This window comes from Paenibacillus sp. MER 180 (assembly GCF_023713665.1).
Taxonomy (GTDB): domain Bacteria; phylum Bacillota; class Bacilli; order Paenibacillales; family Paenibacillaceae; genus Paenibacillus_B; species Paenibacillus_B suaedae.
Window position 1 is genome coordinate 42,092 of record NZ_JAMAVT010000030.1, and the last position, 17,955, is coordinate 60,046.

General features: G+C 44.6%; 15 protein-coding genes and 4 pseudogenes. 6 read left to right on the forward strand and 13 right to left on the reverse strand.

Annotation, left to right across the window (positions count from 1 at the left end; all coding sequences use genetic code 11):
• Positions 1-3: 3 nt before the first annotated feature.
• The 3 genes from M3661_RS28505 to M3661_RS28515 form a co-directional block, all read right to left on the reverse strand.
• Complete coding sequence (locus tag M3661_RS28505; protein WP_021255493.1) at positions 4-1,077, reverse strand: ABC transporter permease; 1,074 nt, start codon at positions 1,075-1,077, stop codon at positions 4-6.
• Positions 1,074-2,606, reverse strand: coding sequence for an ABC transporter ATP-binding protein (locus M3661_RS28510; RefSeq protein ID WP_021255494.1), 1,533 nt, complete (start codon positions 2,604-2,606; stop codon positions 1,074-1,076). Before M3661_RS28510 ends, M3661_RS28505 begins: the two co-directional genes overlap by 4 nt.
• Positions 2,607-2,689: 83 nt before the next feature.
• Positions 2,690-3,721, reverse strand: coding sequence for a BMP family lipoprotein (locus M3661_RS28515; RefSeq protein ID WP_251490512.1), 1,032 nt, complete (start codon positions 3,719-3,721; stop codon positions 2,690-2,692).
• A 398-nt stretch (positions 3,722-4,119) separates the two neighbouring features.
• Between M3661_RS28515 and M3661_RS28520 the strand changes: the two genes are divergently transcribed.
• Together M3661_RS28520 and deoD are read left to right on the forward strand one after the other, a co-directional pair.
• The gene (locus M3661_RS28520; protein WP_251490515.1) at positions 4,120-4,698 is read left to right on the forward strand and encodes a Crp/Fnr family transcriptional regulator; all 579 of its coding nucleotides are present in this window, start codon (positions 4,120-4,122) and stop codon (positions 4,696-4,698) included.
• Positions 4,699-4,857: 159 nt separating this feature from the next.
• Positions 4,858-5,574 carry a purine-nucleoside phosphorylase gene (deoD, locus tag M3661_RS28525; protein ID WP_065292472.1) on the forward strand — a complete coding sequence of 239 codons (717 nt, stop codon included), beginning with the start codon at positions 4,858-4,860 and terminating at the stop codon, positions 5,572-5,574.
• 169 nt (positions 5,575-5,743) lie between these two features.
• On the opposite strand, the gene M3661_RS28530 is transcribed toward deoD, so the two are convergent.
• On the reverse strand, positions 5,744-7,027 hold the full coding sequence (locus M3661_RS28530) for an NCS2 family permease (protein WP_065292471.1): 1,284 nt from the start codon (positions 7,025-7,027) through the stop codon (positions 5,744-5,746).
• A gap of 94 nt (positions 7,028-7,121) precedes the next feature.
• Between M3661_RS28530 and M3661_RS28535 the strand changes: the two genes are divergently transcribed.
• A complete protein-coding gene (locus tag M3661_RS28535; RefSeq protein WP_065292470.1) occupies positions 7,122-7,829 on the forward strand; it encodes a Crp/Fnr family transcriptional regulator in 708 nt (235 codons plus the stop codon).
• Between the two features lie 175 nt (positions 7,830-8,004).
• Here the strand turns inward: M3661_RS28535 and M3661_RS28540 are convergent, their stop codons facing one another.
• The 3 genes from M3661_RS28540 to M3661_RS28550 all read right to left on the reverse strand — a co-directional run bounded on the left by M3661_RS28540 (position 8,005) and on the right by M3661_RS28550 (position 10,621).
• Positions 8,005-8,556, reverse strand: coding sequence for a cupin domain-containing protein (locus M3661_RS28540; protein WP_251490518.1), 552 nt, complete (start codon positions 8,554-8,556; stop codon positions 8,005-8,007).
• Positions 8,557-8,630: 74 nt separating this feature from the next.
• Positions 8,631-9,194 (reverse strand): GerMN domain-containing protein, encoded by a 564-nt coding sequence (locus M3661_RS28545; protein ID WP_251490521.1) that lies wholly within the window; start codon positions 9,192-9,194, stop codon positions 8,631-8,633.
• Between the two features lie 20 nt (positions 9,195-9,214).
• Positions 9,215-10,621 (reverse strand): N-acetylmuramoyl-L-alanine amidase family protein, encoded by a 1,407-nt coding sequence (locus M3661_RS28550; RefSeq protein WP_251490524.1) that lies wholly within the window; start codon positions 10,619-10,621, stop codon positions 9,215-9,217.
• 456 nt (positions 10,622-11,077) lie between these two features.
• Between M3661_RS28550 and scfA the strand changes: the two genes are divergently transcribed.
• Both scfA and scfB read left to right on the forward strand, forming a co-directional pair.
• Positions 11,078-11,227, forward strand: a complete 150-nt coding sequence (gene scfA, locus M3661_RS28555) for a six-cysteine ranthipeptide SCIFF (protein ID WP_021258244.1) — start codon at positions 11,078-11,080, stop codon at positions 11,225-11,227.
• 102 nt (positions 11,228-11,329) lie between these two features.
• The gene (scfB, locus tag M3661_RS28560) at positions 11,330-12,709 is read left to right on the forward strand and encodes a thioether cross-link-forming SCIFF peptide maturase (RefSeq protein ID WP_251490528.1); all 1,380 of its coding nucleotides are present in this window, start codon (positions 11,330-11,332) and stop codon (positions 12,707-12,709) included.
• A 102-nt stretch (positions 12,710-12,811) separates the two neighbouring features.
• Here scfB and M3661_RS28565 read toward each other — a convergent pair.
• Positions 12,812-13,258 (reverse strand): annotated as a pseudogene (locus M3661_RS28565) (transposase); the annotation flags it as partial.
• 498 nt (positions 13,259-13,756) lie between these two features.
• On the opposite strand from M3661_RS28565, the gene M3661_RS28570 reads away from it, so the two are divergent.
• Positions 13,757-14,215 carry a hypothetical protein gene (locus M3661_RS28570; RefSeq protein WP_251490531.1) on the forward strand — a complete coding sequence of 153 codons (459 nt, stop codon included), beginning with the start codon at positions 13,757-13,759 and terminating at the stop codon, positions 14,213-14,215.
• A 136-nt stretch (positions 14,216-14,351) separates the two neighbouring features.
• Here M3661_RS28570 and M3661_RS28575 read toward each other — a convergent pair.
• The 5 genes and pseudogenes from M3661_RS28575 to M3661_RS28595 all read right to left on the reverse strand — a co-directional run.
• Positions 14,352-15,685: pseudogene (locus M3661_RS28575) on the reverse strand (IS1182 family transposase).
• A 138-nt stretch (positions 15,686-15,823) separates the two neighbouring features.
• Complete coding sequence (locus tag M3661_RS28580) at positions 15,824-16,984, reverse strand: acyltransferase family protein (protein ID WP_251490535.1); 1,161 nt, start codon at positions 16,982-16,984, stop codon at positions 15,824-15,826.
• Between the two features lie 25 nt (positions 16,985-17,009).
• Positions 17,010-17,261: pseudogene (locus M3661_RS28585) on the reverse strand (JAB domain-containing protein); the annotation flags it as partial.
• Positions 17,262-17,272: 11 nt separating this feature from the next.
• A pseudogene (locus M3661_RS28590) lies at positions 17,273-17,815 on the reverse strand (serine hydrolase domain-containing protein); the annotation flags it as partial.
• A gap of 32 nt (positions 17,816-17,847) precedes the next feature.
• A partial coding sequence (locus M3661_RS28595; protein ID WP_251490544.1) for an IS3 family transposase occupies positions 17,848-17,955 on the reverse strand: 108 nt, incomplete at its 5' end.

Consider the following 17,955-nt stretch of genomic DNA (forward strand, 5'->3'; position numbering starts at 1 on the left):
GGTTTACCCCTCCTCCCGCTTCGATTTGCGTTTGAACATCTTGATGAACATGCGGATGGCTCCTGGAGCTGCCGCGAAGAAGATAATGATACTGATTACCATCTTAATCACTTCAGGAGGCACATCGGCACCGAAGCTCATTCCTTGCGCACCATAATACAAGCCGCCAAATAGAGCTGCGGACAAGGTTACCCCAACTGCCGTGTTCATGCCGAGAAGGGCTACCGCGATTCCATCGAACCCAATGCCAGAAGTATTAGGCGTAATCGCCATATACTTAAATACACCGAGAACTTCGAACGTGCCAATCAAGCCGCCAAGCGCGCCGGAGATAAAGAACGTACGAATCGCAATCTTAGATACATTCATCCCTGCGTATTCCGCAGCATGCCTATTGTATCCTACTGCACGAATCTCATAGCCCTTCTTAGTGCGGTTCATATAATAGTAATAACCGATAAGGATGAAGATGACGATGAAGAATCCCCAGTGAATACGAGCCCCGCTGAGCAGATCCGATAACCACGGAATCTGGATGTCCGCAGATTCATGGATCATTTGTGAACGGGATGTGCCTGCTTCAGCCATGTACGATTTGATTGCAATATGACTAATATATAGGGCAATCCAGTTCAGCATGATGCACGAGATAACTTCATTCAACCCGCGTTTGACTTTGAATATGGCGACCAGTGCCCCCCATATTCCACCGAACAAGGTTCCGACGAGTATCGCTACGATCCCATGAATGAATGGCGGCAATTCCAGCATATTTCCGACCATCAAGGCCCCGAGAGAGCCCATCACGATCTGCCCTTCCACCCCGATATTGAACATCCCGCCGCGGAATGCGATCGCAACCGCGAGACCTGATAGAATCAGTGGGACGATAGAACGCAGCGTTTCACCGATGTCATAGACACTACCGAAAATCTTATCTATCAACGAAGAATAGGCAAGCAATGGATCATATCCGCCAATCAGCATCACAATCGCGCCGATGACAATCCCAATCACAATGGAAATGACCGGTATCCAGATCGATTCTTGACGCAGAAGCTTGTTCACACGATTCAATTCGATTCGCCTCCTTGTCGTCTGCCCGCCATCATCAATCCTAGCTCTTGATCATTGGTCTCTTCCGGACGAGCTTCTCCTACGATTTGACCATTGAAGAGCACGATAATTCGATCAGCCACGTTCATGATTTCTTCCAATTCGAAGGATACGAGAAGGATGCCTTTGCCATTATCGCGTTCCGCAATGAGCGCCTTATGGACAAACTCAATCGCTCCAACATCGAGGCCGCGTGTCGGTTGCGCGGCGATCAACAGCTTGGGATGCCGATCAATTTCCCGCGCGATAATTAATTTCTGCTGGTTGCCTCCGGACATTGCACGTACCGGCACCTCGTATCCGGGAATACGGATATCGAATGATCTCACGTATTTCTCGGCGAGCGTTAACGCAGCTTTGTGATCCATAAGTCCGCCCTTCGTCAATTCAGGCTTATCATAGGTCTGCAAGATTGCATTCTCTGGCACGGTAAAGTCCAACACCAGACCATGCTTATGGCGATCCTGCGGAATATGCGACATTCCAGCTCGGCCAACCTCACGCGGAGTCTTGTTCACGACATTGACGCCGTCCAACTGAATCTCGCCCGATTCTACACGCCGCATGCCTGTTAATGCTTCGATTAACTCGGTTTGACCGTTCCCATCGACCCCCGCGATGCCGACGATTTCACCCGCACGAACCTGGAAGGAGAGGCCGTCTACCGCAAATTGTCCATTATCCCTGCGAACGTGTAAGTTGTTTACGTTTAGAATAGGCTGCATCGGATTGGCTGGAGCCTTCTCCGTCTTGAACCGCACTTCGCGGCCCACCATCTTCTCAGCCAATTCTTGAGGACTGGAATCCTTGACCATAACCGAGTCGATCACGCGCCCCCGGCGAATAATGGTGCACGTATCCGCAACCTCCATAATTTCCTTCAGCTTGTGCGTGATGATAATAATGGACTTGCCTTCACTCGCAAGCCGCTTCATAATGGCAAGCAGATCCGTAATCTCTTGAGGAGTCAGCACCGCCGTCGGCTCGTCCAAGATGACGATATCTGCGCCGCGGTACAGCGTCTTCAAGATTTCTACCCGCTGCTGCATTCCTACTGAAATATGCTCAATCTTGGCAGCAGGATCCACATTTAGGCCATACTGCTCCGATAATTGCCGAATTTTAGCTGAAGCACTTTTCAAATCGGTTCTCAGACCGGATTTCGGTTCCATGCCGAGAATGATATTTTCAGTTACTGTAAAAGGCTGTACAAGCTTGAAATGTTGATGCACCATCCCAATCCCCAGCTCAATCGCCCGGTTCGGGGTATCCATAATCACTTCTTGTCCGTTGACCCAAATAGAGCCTTCTGTTGGCTGATACAATCCGAATACGATATTCATCAATGTCGACTTGCCGGCACCATTCTCACCAAGCAATGCATGAATTTCGCCCTTCTTCAAGGCAAAGCAGATGTCTTCATTCGCGACGACGTCACCAAATCGCTTTGTGATTCCTTTTAACTCCAATACCGTCTCTGTATGCACCATTAGACTTGGCTCCTTCCTCCTCCAGAAACAACCCCCCGCTGATTAGGCGAGGGGAGCTTTTCGGTTCCAATCGGTTCTTTGCTTTACATTTCTGGTACGACAATTTCACCGTCAATAATTTTTTTGCGGTATTCTTCTACTTTCGCCAACACATCTGCCGGAACGTTCTTAGTGGATGTTGGTGCAATGTCAACACCGTTATCTTTGAGACCCATGTTCGTCACTTTACCGCCTGGGAAGTTGCCTTCTGCTAATTGCTTCGAGATTTCATAGACAGCGACATCAACTTTCTTGATCATGGACGTTAAGGTTACTTCATCGCCGAACGTCAGAGATTGGTCTTTATCTACCCCGATAACCCATACCTTTTGCCCTTGGGAGACACGCTCTTTCGCCTCGTTAAATACACCGTTGCCTGTCAATCCTGAAGCATGGAAAATAATATCTGCGCCGTCATTGTACATCGTTGCCGCAGCGGATTTCCCCATATCAACGCGTGTAAATTGCCCTGTATAGTTCACGGATAATTGCGCATTCGGATTTACGGCTTTGATCCCTTCACGGAAACCGGCTGCGAAGCGTTGGATTGGAGGGATTTCCATGCCGCCGACGAAGCCAATTTTATTCGATTTGGTCATCAAGCCAGCGATTACCCCTACTAAGTAGGCCCCTTCTTGTTCTTTGAAGGAAACAGCTGCAACGTTTGGCACAACAATGGAGGAATCAATGATGCCAAGCTTCGCATCCGGGTTTTCTTTGGCAATTTGCGTTATGGCGCCATCCAATGTATAAGCTGTCGCCCATGTGAGGTCATATCCGCCTTTGACGAATTGATTCAAATTTGGGATGACTTCAGAATCTTGTTTGGGTTCCGCGTATTTGACATCGTATCCAAAGTCAGCCTTCAACTTCTGCAATCCTTCCCATGCATTCTGGTTGAAGGATTTGTCATTGACGCTACCCAAGTCAGTAACCATACCGATTTTGAGCTTCTTACCGTCTGTTTCTCCAGTTGTGCCAGCTCCGCTCTTGGATTCATTCTTTGCACCACATGCGGTTAACACCATGGAAACCATCAATACGAATACAAGTATAAGATTCATCTTTTTCTTCATCTCTAGACCCTCCGACACATTATTTGTGAAAATCTATTTTCATTACCGGTAATGGGCTTCACTTGCCTTGAATTTCAGCCGCATCACGGTCATAATGAACAGTAAAAAGCTTCGTTTCAACACGGCTCTACTCTATGAATCTATCTTTTATGGACTAGCTTCAGTGATTTCAGTGATTTTCTAACATGCCACATATATTGGAAAGTGAGGGCATCTATGATGATTACAGACATAAGAAGCATTTCAATCTCTGAAGAACTATCAGATGAAGCAGTAGAGCGTATTATGCCTATGCTCAGCAAACGGCAATTCCGCAAGAATCAAGCTATTATCTACGAGAGCGATCATAATGGCGCGATGTGTTCCTTATTCGCTCCGGATCCATTAAAATATATAGCTTGTTCGAAGACAAAGAAATCATATATGGCGTTGCCTTCCCTGGCCATGTCGTCGGCGAGATCGAAGCCATCCATTATGATGATTACCGCATTGCCTCCATCGCTGCTATGGAAACCGTGCACACCTGGTATTTGAAGAAGCAAGATTTCCAGACCATTCTGGACGAGTATCCCAGCGTGCTGCGACGCTGTTACTGGCTGCTCGTAGAGAGCATCCGGATTCTTAATCGCAAAGCCCAGTACATCTCCTTCCTTGACACTCGTCTGAAGACGGCGAACCTCATCTATGACCTGTATTGCAACCTAGGACGGAAAGCCGAAGGTGAATCCGCTTACATAATTGGCTATAAATTAACGCATCATGTCATTGCTAATATGCTCGGTGTAACCCGCGAGTCCGTCTCCAAAGTATTAAAGGACTTCCAAGATGAAGGGATTATCTCGATTGAACAGAAAACGATCAAAATTGTTGATCTCCCCACGCTTCGCAGCATATGCGATCGTGTATGCTCTCATTCGCCTGACCAGCGCAGGTGGTACACAAAAGCTGGAGACAACTCGATTATAGATGGAGCGTAGAAGAAGTTCAGTTAAACGCTGCACTGTTTTTTTGTAATCTACTTCACAGAAAAGCGATAGCTTGCATTACTGAATTGATGTGTACACGTATGATAGGGTATTGGAGTAAAGCGTTTTCATGATTCATGCGCTTGAAAATGAAAAAGGAGGTACGTTCCAATGAGTGTACATATAGAAGCTAAAAAAGGTGAAATCGCACCCGTTGCCTTAATGCCTGGAGATCCGCTGCGCGCGAAGTATATTGCTGAGACATTCTTGGAAAACGCGAAATGCCATAACCAAGTCCGCGGGATGCTTGGGTTCACAGGGACATACAAAGGGAAGCCTGTTTCTGTGCAAGGTTCTGGGATGGGAGTTCCTTCATTCGCGATTTACGCAACAGAATTGATTCAAGATTATGATGTGAAGACGATCATTCGCATTGGAACATGCGGCGCGATTCAACATGATGTGAAGCTGCGCGACGTGCTTATCGCCCAAGCGGTATGTACGGATTCTTCGCTTAATACGAACCGGTTCCCGGGTTATGCATTCGCGCCGATTGGGAACTTCGATCTCATCAAGACAGCGTACGATATCGGCAAGGAGAAGAAACTAAATCTGCGTGTTGGGAACATCTTATGCTCTGATATCTTCTATACAGAGGACAATGACAAGGAAACGATGCTGAAGCTTGGCGCTTACGGCGTGTTGGCTGTTGAAATGGAGACTGCAGCATTGTACACGCTGGCGGCGAAGCATCAAATCAACGGACTTGCTATGTTCACAGTAAGCGACCATATCCTAACAGGTGAAGCGACGACATCCGAAGAGCGGCAATTGACGTTCAACGATATGATTGAAGTCGCTTTGGAGACAGCGATCCGCCAAGGGTAATGCTGCTTCACCGTAACCGTAACAAACCCGAATATGGGCGCATCAGGCATAAGCATACGCGATGCGTCATATTCGGGTGATGGCAATCAGTCTCACGGCACGTCCCCCTCTCCAACCATCCTCTCCGCCTAGTTTACCATATTTAGACAAAATTTTACACAAAAATCTTTTACTGTCTCACGATAAAATAGATCAAGAACAATACCGCAATCCCATACATGGCTGCCGTGACTTCAGAGCGCCGCCCCGTGACGATTTTGACCATCGGATAAGCAATGAAACCACATGCTATCCCATTCACGATACTGAATGATAACGGCATCACGAGCATCATCAGAAATGCTGGAAAAGCCTCCGTCAAGTCATCCCACTGAATATGTCTGACCCCTTGCATCATCAAACAGCCCACAATGATAAGCACAGGTGCAATCGCAGCATTCGGGATCAATTTCAAGATCGGAACAACGAACAATGCCGGAATAAACAGCAAACCTGCGATAAATGGCGTTAATCCAGATCTCCCCCCTGCCGCAATGCCTGTTGCGGATTCAGCAACCGTAGTCGTCGGGCTGCATCCGAGCATGGATGCCGTAATGATAGATAACGCGTTGGCTTGAAATGAACGCTTGAACTTCGAATGGTCCGGCAGCATGCCTAACTGCGCCCCCATATTCGCGAAGAGAATAACCATCAATAAGGAAAACACGGCAATCCAGAAATGAAAGCTGCTCAGCAGGCTAAAATCAAAAGCAAATAGCAGCTGCTCATACCCCGCCATGGAGAACGTGAAGCTATCCATTTTCGAGAAATCGACAATCCCAAGAACTCCCCCAATCAGTGTTCCTGCAATGATTCCAATCAGGAAGCTCCCCTTCACCCCGCGCAAAAACAGCGGTACTACGAGAGCAAGCGTCAATAGAGTCGTTAACGCATACGGATCGCTGAAGCTCGCCAATTGCACGAACGTACTCTCACTGGGTACGATAACGCCGCCATTTTTCAATCCTAGAAATCCAATGAACAATCCGATGCCTGCCGTCATGGCTCGTATCATCGATTCGGGTATCGTCTGCGACAAATAGAAGGCGCTTCTCGTCATCGAAATGCCAAAGAACAGAACACCTGCGATACAACTCGCTGCCAGTGCCTGCTGCCACGTCAGGCCGAAGGAGGCCACCAACGTAAAGACAAAAAACGCGTTATCCCCCATGCCTGGCGCCAGAATGAGCGGTGATTTCGCCCAGAATGCCATCAGCATGCATCCAACTATGGAAGACAGTACGGTCGCAATTGTCGCGGCTTCATACGGCATGCCCGCAATACTTAAGATAGCCCCGTTAACCGCAATAATATAGGCAATCGTAATAAATGAAGTCAGACCCGCCAGCATTTCCGTACGTATATTGGTCTCGGTGTCCCGAATTTGGAACAGTTCCTTCGCTTGTACCCTCAATTCTCCTCTTCCTCCATCCAATTATTCCTGATTATTACTTACGGTCAAACCATGATACAATAGTGCTGATCTCACTATGAAAGGATCTGAACGTATGATAGACATTGCTCAAATCCCACTTTTCTCTGAGATTCCACCTGGTGATTTAGCTGCACGTATCGCACCAATGCTTAAAGAACGTCATTATAAAAAAAATCATGTCTTCATGTTTGAAAATGACCATAGCGATGAGATCTTCATTCTTCGAACCGGCAAAGTCAAAATATACCGGATTCAAGATGGGAAGGAAGTTGTGCTCAGCATTCAACTCGCGGGTGAAATATTCGGCGAAGCCGAAGCCATTTCTGGCGATAACCATCGGATCTGCACCATCGAAGCGCTGGAACCGCTTATTGCCTGGCAGATCAGTAAGCCTGATTTTTTGCAAATCATTAAGGAATATCCTTCTGTTCTCCACAAAGCATATGGGATTATGTTTCAACGGGTGCGCGTCTTGAATCGCATGATCCGTTATATGACATTCTGTGATGTGCGAACGAAAGTCGCCAATCAAATTATGGACTTATACTATAATTTTGGTCAAGAAGATGGAACCGCTTACAAGATTGATATGAAAATCAATCATGCCCTGCTCGGCAATATGGTGGGGATCACACGTGAATCCATCTCCAAAACCCTTAGTGACTTTCAGAGCGAAGGATTGATCGACATTCGTCAGAAATTTATATATATCGTCAATTTACAGAAGCTAGAACAGATGTGCGAGGAAACAGAGGAAGTCCCTGCACTTCGGAAGTGGTAATGACCACGTTGGCTTACAGCCTTACTATATCAAAAGAACCGGAGGCGTATCAGTTACGCCCGTAACGTTTATTTTGTGAACTGGATCATAAATGCAAAAACGCTCCACCTCGCTTATCGCTTGGTGGAGCGTGATAACAACTAGTCTCATCATTTCGGCTCCATAACGAGATATTTCAGCTATGGCTGCCTTCTGCGGCCATGGCACTCGCCTTCGTTGGATGGACGGTTCCAAACGGATGCTTAGGCGGGCCATAGATCGAGTAGAGTTTAAGCGGTCTATTCCCGATGTTGATGATATTGTGCCATGTGCCTGCCGGGATCATAATGGCATAATTACCATCGACGTGCTGCTCGAAGTCCAATTTCTCCTTACTCTCCCCCATCCTCACAAGCCCCTGCCCTTCTTCAATCCGTATGAACTGATCGGTAGTCGGATGCATTTCCAGGCCAATATCCTCTCCGACCGGAATGCTCATCAGCGTCACTTGCAAGTGCTCTCCCGTCCACAGAGCCGTACGATATGTCTTGTTTTGCTCGGCTGCCTGCTCAATATCAACGACGAACGGCTGACCTCCGTAATCCTTCAACACCATATTGCTTCTTGAAAAAGGCCACTGATGATTGTTCCAGCTATAATCATACGGATTCCAACTATAGCACCGATTCATGCTGCCCTGGGGATAATGAGAAGGATAATGCCACGGTTGGTAATTGCACGGATACATATTCATTCTCCTCGTACTGTTTTTCATCACCACCGTATATTCTATGCAGCTGCCCATATCGAGGCGCATATTTCTTACTTAGCCTTATTACGAGAAATGGGATGCTCCAATTCAGCATGCCCCATGAAGCTATCTAGAGCTTTTCCATCACTAAGAAGTTCGATGTTTTCGATCTCCTTAAATTGAAATAGAGTCTCCTTGAGCGCATCCAAAGCCAACAGTTCACCGCCAGCTCCTAATCTCGCCTCACCTGGAATATGCACATCTATTGTTAAAACTCCCTCGTGGAATTTCATTGCATTTAGCTCGATTTTATTCCATAGGGATAGAAGATCAGCAGGATTGTTGCTTTGCAGAGCTTTAAATACTTTCTTATATTTGTCCAGACTATCCGAATAATGAATTTCCATCTTACTCTGCTTTAACTCCGTTACTTGAGAATCCACGAAGTAAACGACAATCTCCTCCGTTTGATTTTCAGCTTTATCTACTGCCTTATCCGTTCCATTTGCGGGCGAATAAATCCCCTCGTTCGACGTTGAAGCCGCCCCTGATTTAGTAGCAGGCTTGCCTCCACAGGCTGTCGCTACTATTGCGATAACCAATATCAAAATCGTAATCGACATACGTTGCTTCATACCAGCACATCCTCACCGATTTACTTCCCCAAATATTCTTTGATTCCATCAACAATAGCTTGAGCTGCTTTATCTTGAAAAGAATCTGATAACAGTGCTGCTTCTTCTTCAGGGTTACTTAGGAATCCAATCTCTAACAGGACTGCCGGCATTGTTGTTTCTCGAATGACTTGCAAGTCGCCATTTTTCACACCACGATCCTTTAGCCCGATAGCCTCGATCAAATGCCTATGAATCACTTCAGCCAGACTTTTACTGCTGCTTCGTTGATAGTAGAACGTCTCTGTACCTGTCGTTTTGGGTGAATCCTTCACGCTGTTGCCGTGTATCGATACAAATACATCCGCCTTACCTGTATTGGCCAATTGAACACGTTCTGTACGAGTAGGATATACATCGGTTTCACGAGTCATGACAACTTTGATTTCAGGTTCCTCTAAGAGCAGTGCTTGGACTTTCAAGGACAATGCTAACGTAAAGTCCTTCTCAACTTGATTCGAATAACCCGATGTCCCCGGATCGCTACCGCCGTGACCTGGGTCGATAACTACGAGTTTGGCACCTGAATGAGGAAGCACAGCATCGGGATTGGTAGTAATGAGATCACCATTCATATTCAGATCAACAATCAATTGGCCTTCCATCCATTCAGAAGAATACTGTACATTGCTTATTTGATTTAACTCAATGACAATTCGAATCTGAGCCGGGTCTTGATTAAATAACGAATATCTTACTTCCGTAACATTAGGTGCCCCACTTAGATCTAATTTACCTGTCGTTTTAGAACCGAGAGATTCAGCCAAAGGCCCTCCAAATGTAGTTTGAGGCAGATCAACAACGATCCGATCTGGACTCGTCAATTGAGTAATTACTGGAGTAACCTCCTGATCTAAAGAAAGAACCAGTTGATTGTTTGCAAATTGAATGTCATTCACATGATGTAACTCCGATTCAGACTCTTCACCTGTTGCAGGAGGAGAGGGATCCGGGTTGATTCGATCCAACGTGACGATTTTGTCTACGTTATTCCAGCCTACTTTTAACCCCATCTCTTCACTAACGAATCGTATAGGGACAACCACTGTGTTTTTTATATTTTGAGGGGCGAGATTCAACGTTTTTTGTTCATTATCGACTAACGCTTCTTTCTTACCAACTGCTAATGAGATCACCTTGGCGTTCTGCTGTATTTTCACATTTTGCGTTTTTTGATGCCAGTCCACTTTAAACTTTAGGTTTTCCGCAACTACACGAATGGGAATCATCACGTTATTGTTAAGATTTACGACGTCAGCATTCTCAGGAAGAACGCACTCTTCACCATCCAAAATAATTTTCGTTTGCTTAGCTGCCGCATCACTATGATTCGGTAAAGCTATCAGAAAAAATACACTAAATAGAATAAAAAGTATGGATTTCTTCATATTACACCTCTGTCTCATTCTGCTTCGGAATTGTTATTCATGATCACATCTACGACCAACCACCCATGTAAAACCACACCATGATCCTCTCGACTGCATCTATAAAATGAATAAGTAATTGATATGAAATTACTATAGAGCAAATAATTTCGAGTCTCGTAAGTCGACCATCCACCTCCCAGCACCGAATATAGGTATTCGTAGTCCTCTATCAAAATTTCCAATTATTTGACATACAATATTCTACAAGTATAGGTGAATCCCCTTCCATGTTGTTGGCAAAAGTGTTCATTTATTTTCTGATTGGCTAATAGATAGAGTTAATCGAAGCATAATTTTATGCACACCAATCAATGGTGTGACCTTTTTGATTGTTGAACCTCCAAAGTTGTTGCTACCATAGTTCAACGTAGCGAGTTTATTCGCATTCACGAAATGGTAGAGGAGTTATTCATGATGAAAAGAATCGTAACACTAAGCACACGCAAACTGATGGACACTGCAAAACACGGCGGATGCGGCGCATGCCAGACATCTTGCCAGTCTGCTTGCAAGACTTCCTGCGGCGTAGCCAATCAACGTTGTGAGAATGAAATGAACAAATAACAAATAGGCAATGAAACTCACCGCCGTCCTTCCAAGGACGGCGAAGTTGTTTCTACGGATACCACCTGCAATTTGTAGACAAAAAGGAGCTTGATTCGCAGTATGATTCATCAATACCAACTGAACGGATACAACATCGTGATCGATACCTATAGTGGCTCAGTGCATGTTGTTGATGACCTGGCGTATGAGATCATTGCGCTTTATGAACAGGAAACACCCGAACAAATCCTGGACTTAATGAAGGAAAAACAATATCCAGAAGAAAGCATTCGAGATACAATATCAGAGGTCGAGGAACTTATAAAGAATGAGCAGCTTTTTACAGAGGATGCTTATGAGGATCTGTCTATTCACTTAAAAACACGTAAAACGTATGTGAAGGCGCTCTGTCTCAATGTCGCGCATACTTGCAATTTGTCATGCGAGTATTGCTTCGCCAGCCAAGGGAAGTACAATGGTGATCGAGCAATTATGAGCGTAGAGGTTGGACAAAGAGCTATTGATTATCTGCTCGAAAATTCGGGCCATCACCGTAACCTTGACATCGACTTCTTCGGCGGAGAGCCGCTTATGGCTTGGAAAATCGTCAAAGAGATTGTAAAGTACGCACGAAGCAAGGAGAAGGAATGGAAGAAGAAATTCCGCTTCACCTTCACAACGAACGGCATGCTGCTCAACGATGAAGTTACCGAGTTTTTAAATCAGGAAATGTACAATGTCGTCTTAAGTCTGGATGGAAGAAAAGAGGTTCATGATCGGCTGCGCACCACCGTTACCGGCAAAGGCAGCTATGATTCTATCGTACCGAAGTTCCAGGAATTCATCCAAAAGCGCGGAGATCAGGAATACTATGTACGGGGAACGTATACGCGGAATAATGTCGACTTCACCAATGACATCTTCCATATTGCAGATCTTGGTTTTGACAAAATCTCGATGGAACCTGTCATCTGTGATCCACGGGAACCCTATGCGCTTACCGAGAAGGATCTCCCGGAGATTTATAATCAGTACGAAATTCTCGCCAAGGAAATGATTAAGCGCAGTGAACAAGGCAAAGGGTTTACTTTCTATCATTACATGCTAGATCTTTCAGAAGGGCCTTGTATCCAGAAGAGAATCACGGGCTGTGGTTCAGGCACGGAATATCTTGCTGTCACGCCATGGGGCGAGCTCTTCCCTTGCCACCAGTTTGTCGGGGATGAAGCGTACAGCATGGGCAACATCTGGGATGGCATCACGCGTCCTGAGCTGCAGTGCCAATTTAAAGAGAGCAATTGCTACACGAAGCCGGAGTGCAAGGATTGCTGGGCGAAGCTCTACTGCAGTGGCGGATGTCCTGCCAATGCCTTGCATGCTACGGGCTCCATCAACGGATCCTATGAGTTTAGTTGTGACGTTTTCCGCAAACGGATTGAATGCTCCATGATGGCCAAGGTCGCCGAGTCGATTAGAGAGATGGAAGAGAATGAAGTGTAGATGGAGCTTATTAAAGCAAAGCACCCGATAGTTGAACAAGAACCATTATTTTTATGACACATCATTATCCTATTAAGACAAAAGCCAGCATTAATGCTGGCTTCAGACTGTCGACAAATGCCTCAGGTTACATGAGTAACCGGGGCATTTTTTCAAAAAAAATGGTTTTCGGAGCTTGAAAATAGAGAAAGGTCCTTTTTTCCTCCACATCCAATTCGCCAGTTTTTTGAGGTTCATGGCACTGAAAACAAGCATCGTCTGCAAGGCCACTTTTTGAAGTCCTCGTAAAGTGATCCATCGCATGCCATGCTTTTCTTTGAGATCGGCGAAGACACGTTCAATCGTTTCTTTTCGTTTAGCATATAACTGCTTGTTCTCCGGTGTGTGCCTAAGATGGTCAACCTCTTCCACATACCTCGCCCAGACATGACGGGTCACTCGCTTGATCACGTCTTTGCTCTCCGTGCACTGGCTCCGTAACGGGCAATTTCTGCAAATACTCGGATTCGAACGGTATTGCTTATATCCTTCCCGGGTTGTAGTCTCATAGATTACACCTGATCAGCCGGTCAGAGATAACAATCAGCGGCCATCTTCCATTTCCTGATGAAGCATGATTTTCACCTCGTTCACATTGTTCTCTTATGTATTCGACAAAAAAAAAAAGCGTGTAGACCTTGTATCTAAAGATACTTTGTCTACACGCTGGAAGCCCCGTTCAATAAAACGGGGCTTCCAGCGTGTACCGAGCCCCTGTATTCCGAATGTTCGAACGCTCTTTCATATCTCCGATTCTTTATGTGTACAAGTCACTACATTTATTCTGGAGCAACAGTAATATAAGTAACTGAGAAAGGCATACTCTATTTTACACCCTCGCTATGTCCACAATCCACTTAGATTAAGTTTTCTTTATAGAATATTACATTAATGTTTAATAACCGACAAAATATTAGCCCTATCGCACTATATACCAGAAGGTTGATTAAATGGTAATATTTTGTCAAGAGTTCGGCCGACTCATTTTGCATTTGGAGGCGAATGTTTATGAGAATAAGAAAAGTAATAACAGCCTTGATTACTTCCGTGCTACTACTAACTTTTGCACCATCTGCTTTTGCGCAAAAAGGTGTTGCAGATACCTTTGATACTGCAATTGAGGTTGACCTTGGCTATGTGCATGAGCATGGCGGTTACCTCGACGCTCCCGATGATCTCGATTTCTACCATGTAAAGAACACTACTCCAGGCATGCGTACAGTAGCAGCGTTATTTACCCCACCTAATAGTGGTGGAACGTATGATCTGATGTTTATTGTATTCAAAAATGACGGACAAGTTATTTCGTTCAAAGATGAGGGCAACTACGGTAGTCCTGCAATACCGCGTTTTCTGACAACCACTATTAATCCGGGTGAAGACGTGTATGTATTAGTGCGAGGGAGATACCCTTCGGATTATGATCCTAACACACCGTACAGACTGGTAATAGACACTCGCAGTTAGATGTTATTAATAAAAAAAGCACCTTTAGGTGCTTTCAGACTGTCGACAAATGCCTCAGGTTACATGAGTAACCGGGGCATTTTTTCAAAAAAAATGGTTTTCGGAGCTTGAAAATAGAGAAAGGTCCTTTTTTCCTCTACATCCAATTCGCCAGTTTTTTGAGGTTCATGGCACTGAAAACAAGCATCGTCTGCAAGGCCACTTTTTGAAGTCCTCGTAAAGTGGTCCATCGCATGCCATGCTTTTCTTTGAGATCGGCGAAGACACGTTCAATCGTTTCTTTTCGTTTAGCACATAACTGCTTGTTCTCCGATGTGTGCCTAAGATGGTCAACCTCTTCCACATACCTCGCCCAGACATGACGGGTCACTCGCTTGATCACGTCTTTGCTCTCCGTGCACTGGCTCCGTAACGGGCAATTTCTGCAAATACTCGGATTCGAACGGTATTGCTTATATCCTTCCCGGGTTGTAGTCTCATAGATTAACACCTGATCAGCCGGACAGAGATAACAATCGTAATGCTCATCATAGACGTATTCATGCTTCCGGAAGAATCCGTCCTTCGTATGAGGACGGGTGTAGGGCATAACGGGGCGAATCTGCTTATCCAGCAACGTTTTACAAATGTGTGGGGTCTTGTATCCGGCATCTGCAGCTACCGCTTGGGGGCAGCCAAAGCTATCTGCAACTTCTTGTAAAACCTCAAGCAACATCTTACTGTCGTGGACATGAGCTCCTGTGACCTTTGTTCCAAGGATAAAGCCATTTCAGTCGCAGGCAGCATGCACCGAATAGGCAAAGGTTTGCTCTTTCTCATTTCTCACAAACCAGCCGCTTTCCGGGTCGGTTGTGCTGACCTTAACTTCCTTGACAGCAGCTTCAGACTTTTGGGGTAGTGGCTTCTTTCCGTGCATTGCCCGGTCCCGATTCAGTTCCGCTTCCAACTCAGTCTGGTACCTTTTCGCCTCTTGTTCCACCATTTGCTTGATGTATTTCTTCTTGTTAGCGTTGGCCTTTACGTGTGTCGCATCGATGAAGAGTACGGAGGGATCCACTAAATTATGGCGGCAGGCCTGTTTCAGGATCTGGCTGAAAATCTGCTCGAAAATGTCGGTATCCTTGAAGCGACGCACATAGTTTTTGCCAAAGGTACTGAAATGAGGAATGGACCGGGTAAAGTCATAGCCGAGAAACCAGCGGTAAGCCACATTAGTTTCGATTTCTCGAATGGTTTGGCGCATGGAACGATGCCGAACAGATATTGAATGAAGACCATCTTAATGAGGACCACCGGATCAATGCTGGGCCGACCCTGATCTGCACTGCACAGGTCTTTTACCAAGTCGTAAATGAAGGAGAAGTCGATGCCTTTTTCAATTTTACGAACCAAATGATCTTGGGGATCCAGTTCGTCTAAAGCAACAACCGCAATCTGATAGCGGCCATCTTCCATTTCCTGATGAAGCATGATTTTCACCTCGTTCACATTGTTCTCTTATGTATTCGACAAAAAAAGCGTGTAGACCTTGTATCTAAAGATACTTTGTCTACACGCTGAAGCCAGCATTAATGCTGGCTTTTTCACTTATCTAAAAATTATTTCCTTTTACATCATTCTTTTGAGGTATGGAATCTTTCGCCATACAAAATGACTTAGCAAAAAGCTTAGAATGATTCCTAAAAATACCGTTATATGAAATTTAGCCCAGACTGATATTGGTAGGTCATTCAATGTATATTGAAGGAAGACAACTACTGGGATATGGATGAAATAAACAACAAATACATTGTTTGCTAACCTCTTTGACCAACGATTAGCGCCGTTAACTTTCTCTCTAAATAAAATTAGAAGACCGATTACAAGTGAAATACACAGTAACGTCTCAATTAATGATCGAGCCAACGAACCGAAGTTTTGTCCACCCTTTAAAAGAAAAGGATCTATCGTATTTCCTCCAAAATACAAAATGGTTACTATTGATATTCCAATAACAAGCCAGATGTATCCTGCTCTCGCACTCATAGATAAAAACCATTTGCGATGATAAGCCATAATGCCTAAACAAAAGAAACTCACATACTGTGGTACATGTGCAAACTCAGTTTGAATAAATCCTAAAAAAGCTGTCCAATGATCAATAGGAAACCATATCCTTGTAATAAAAGTCACTAAACTAACGACCAACCACAGGGAGAGAATCTGATAAACCTTAATGTTTCTATCAGACTTTTGTGTGAATTTCTTAGATGTAAAGAAGGTCCAGACCGAAAACACAATCGCATACACAAGTAAATGCTCTAAAAACCATAAATGGCCAAATTGCATATCAGGCCATGATGGCCCAGTCCAATTCGCGGGTTCATTACCAAGTCCAAAAAATATATTAACATAGTAAGAAAAAAATGGGATGGGCTCATAATCTCTGAAATTAACGTAATATAAATACATCAGAATAGGAATCATCACGAGAAATCCCAGTAGTAATGGAATACCAATTCTAATAAGCCGTTCTTTTAAAAACCGTTTCGGCCCTTTTCTTGAGATTGATTGGGGGAGAAAATAGGCTGATAAAAAGAAAAACAAACTCATAAAAAATGCTGCATTTACAGAGAAAAATCTGCCCAACCAATTGATAGATTCATCATCCAAAAAAAACCACCAACCACCTGGTCCATAAGCTTGTCCAGCATGGTGAGCTACTACAAGCATAATTAAAGCTATTTTTAAATTATCGATGAAATATAAACGATCACTCTCTTTTTTCACCTATAAACTCCTTTCCCACTAGAAGTTACACTTCGATGCCTAGTAACTTTCCAGCTTCGGCTAATCTCTTTGTAACGTTAATATCTTCCTTCGATGGCGCTATGTCACCACTTGGATGCTGATGAGCAACAATGACACTTGCTGCATTACTAAGTATTGCTGATTTAAACACCTCGCGTGGATGGACGAGTGAGGCATTTAACGAACCTACATGACAACTGCTACTTATAATAATCTCTATCGTCATTTTTCGATTACCATTAATCTGTTTTACTAAATTCTCCTTGTTTAAAGTTTCTCCTCCCATATCCAAATCGGCTGCTGAAGAACGATGGATGTAAGATTACGGTTGATTTTTTTGGAATTCACCGTCATCTCGTTGCTAAGAACGATCACTGTTAATTCCTCGTCCATTAGCCGTGTAACATAATGACGGAAACCACTTGGATATCCTCCTGGATGCCCAACGGCCTTTTTCCCCATGACATCTTGCGTATACCATCCATATCCATATTGAGACGGAAACTTTTTAGCATGCGTCGTACTCATCAGTTCTGATGATTCTTTGCTTATCAATACATGATTACGCAGGGCTCTGTCAAACCGTTCTAAATCTTCAACTGTAGAGATGATATCCCCAGCTGCAAACGCTGCAGAATTGTGCATTACGGGTCCGACTTCCCCCTTTACATGTCCTTCCGCTTTTGGTGTACCAGCCGAAACCGTAAACATCGAATTCAACATGTTGCTTGGCTTAAAAATATGCTCTTCTATATAATTTGCATATGACTGTCCACTGACCTTTTCAACAATAAGTCCTAACATCACATAGCCAGTATTGCTATTGGATTGTCAACACTAAATCAGACAGCTTTTTTAAGGGATAATCTTCTGTAATCTACTGGACTCATATAGCCTAAGGTTCCATGGATGCGATGTTTGTTGAACCAATTTACGTAGTCATATAGCTC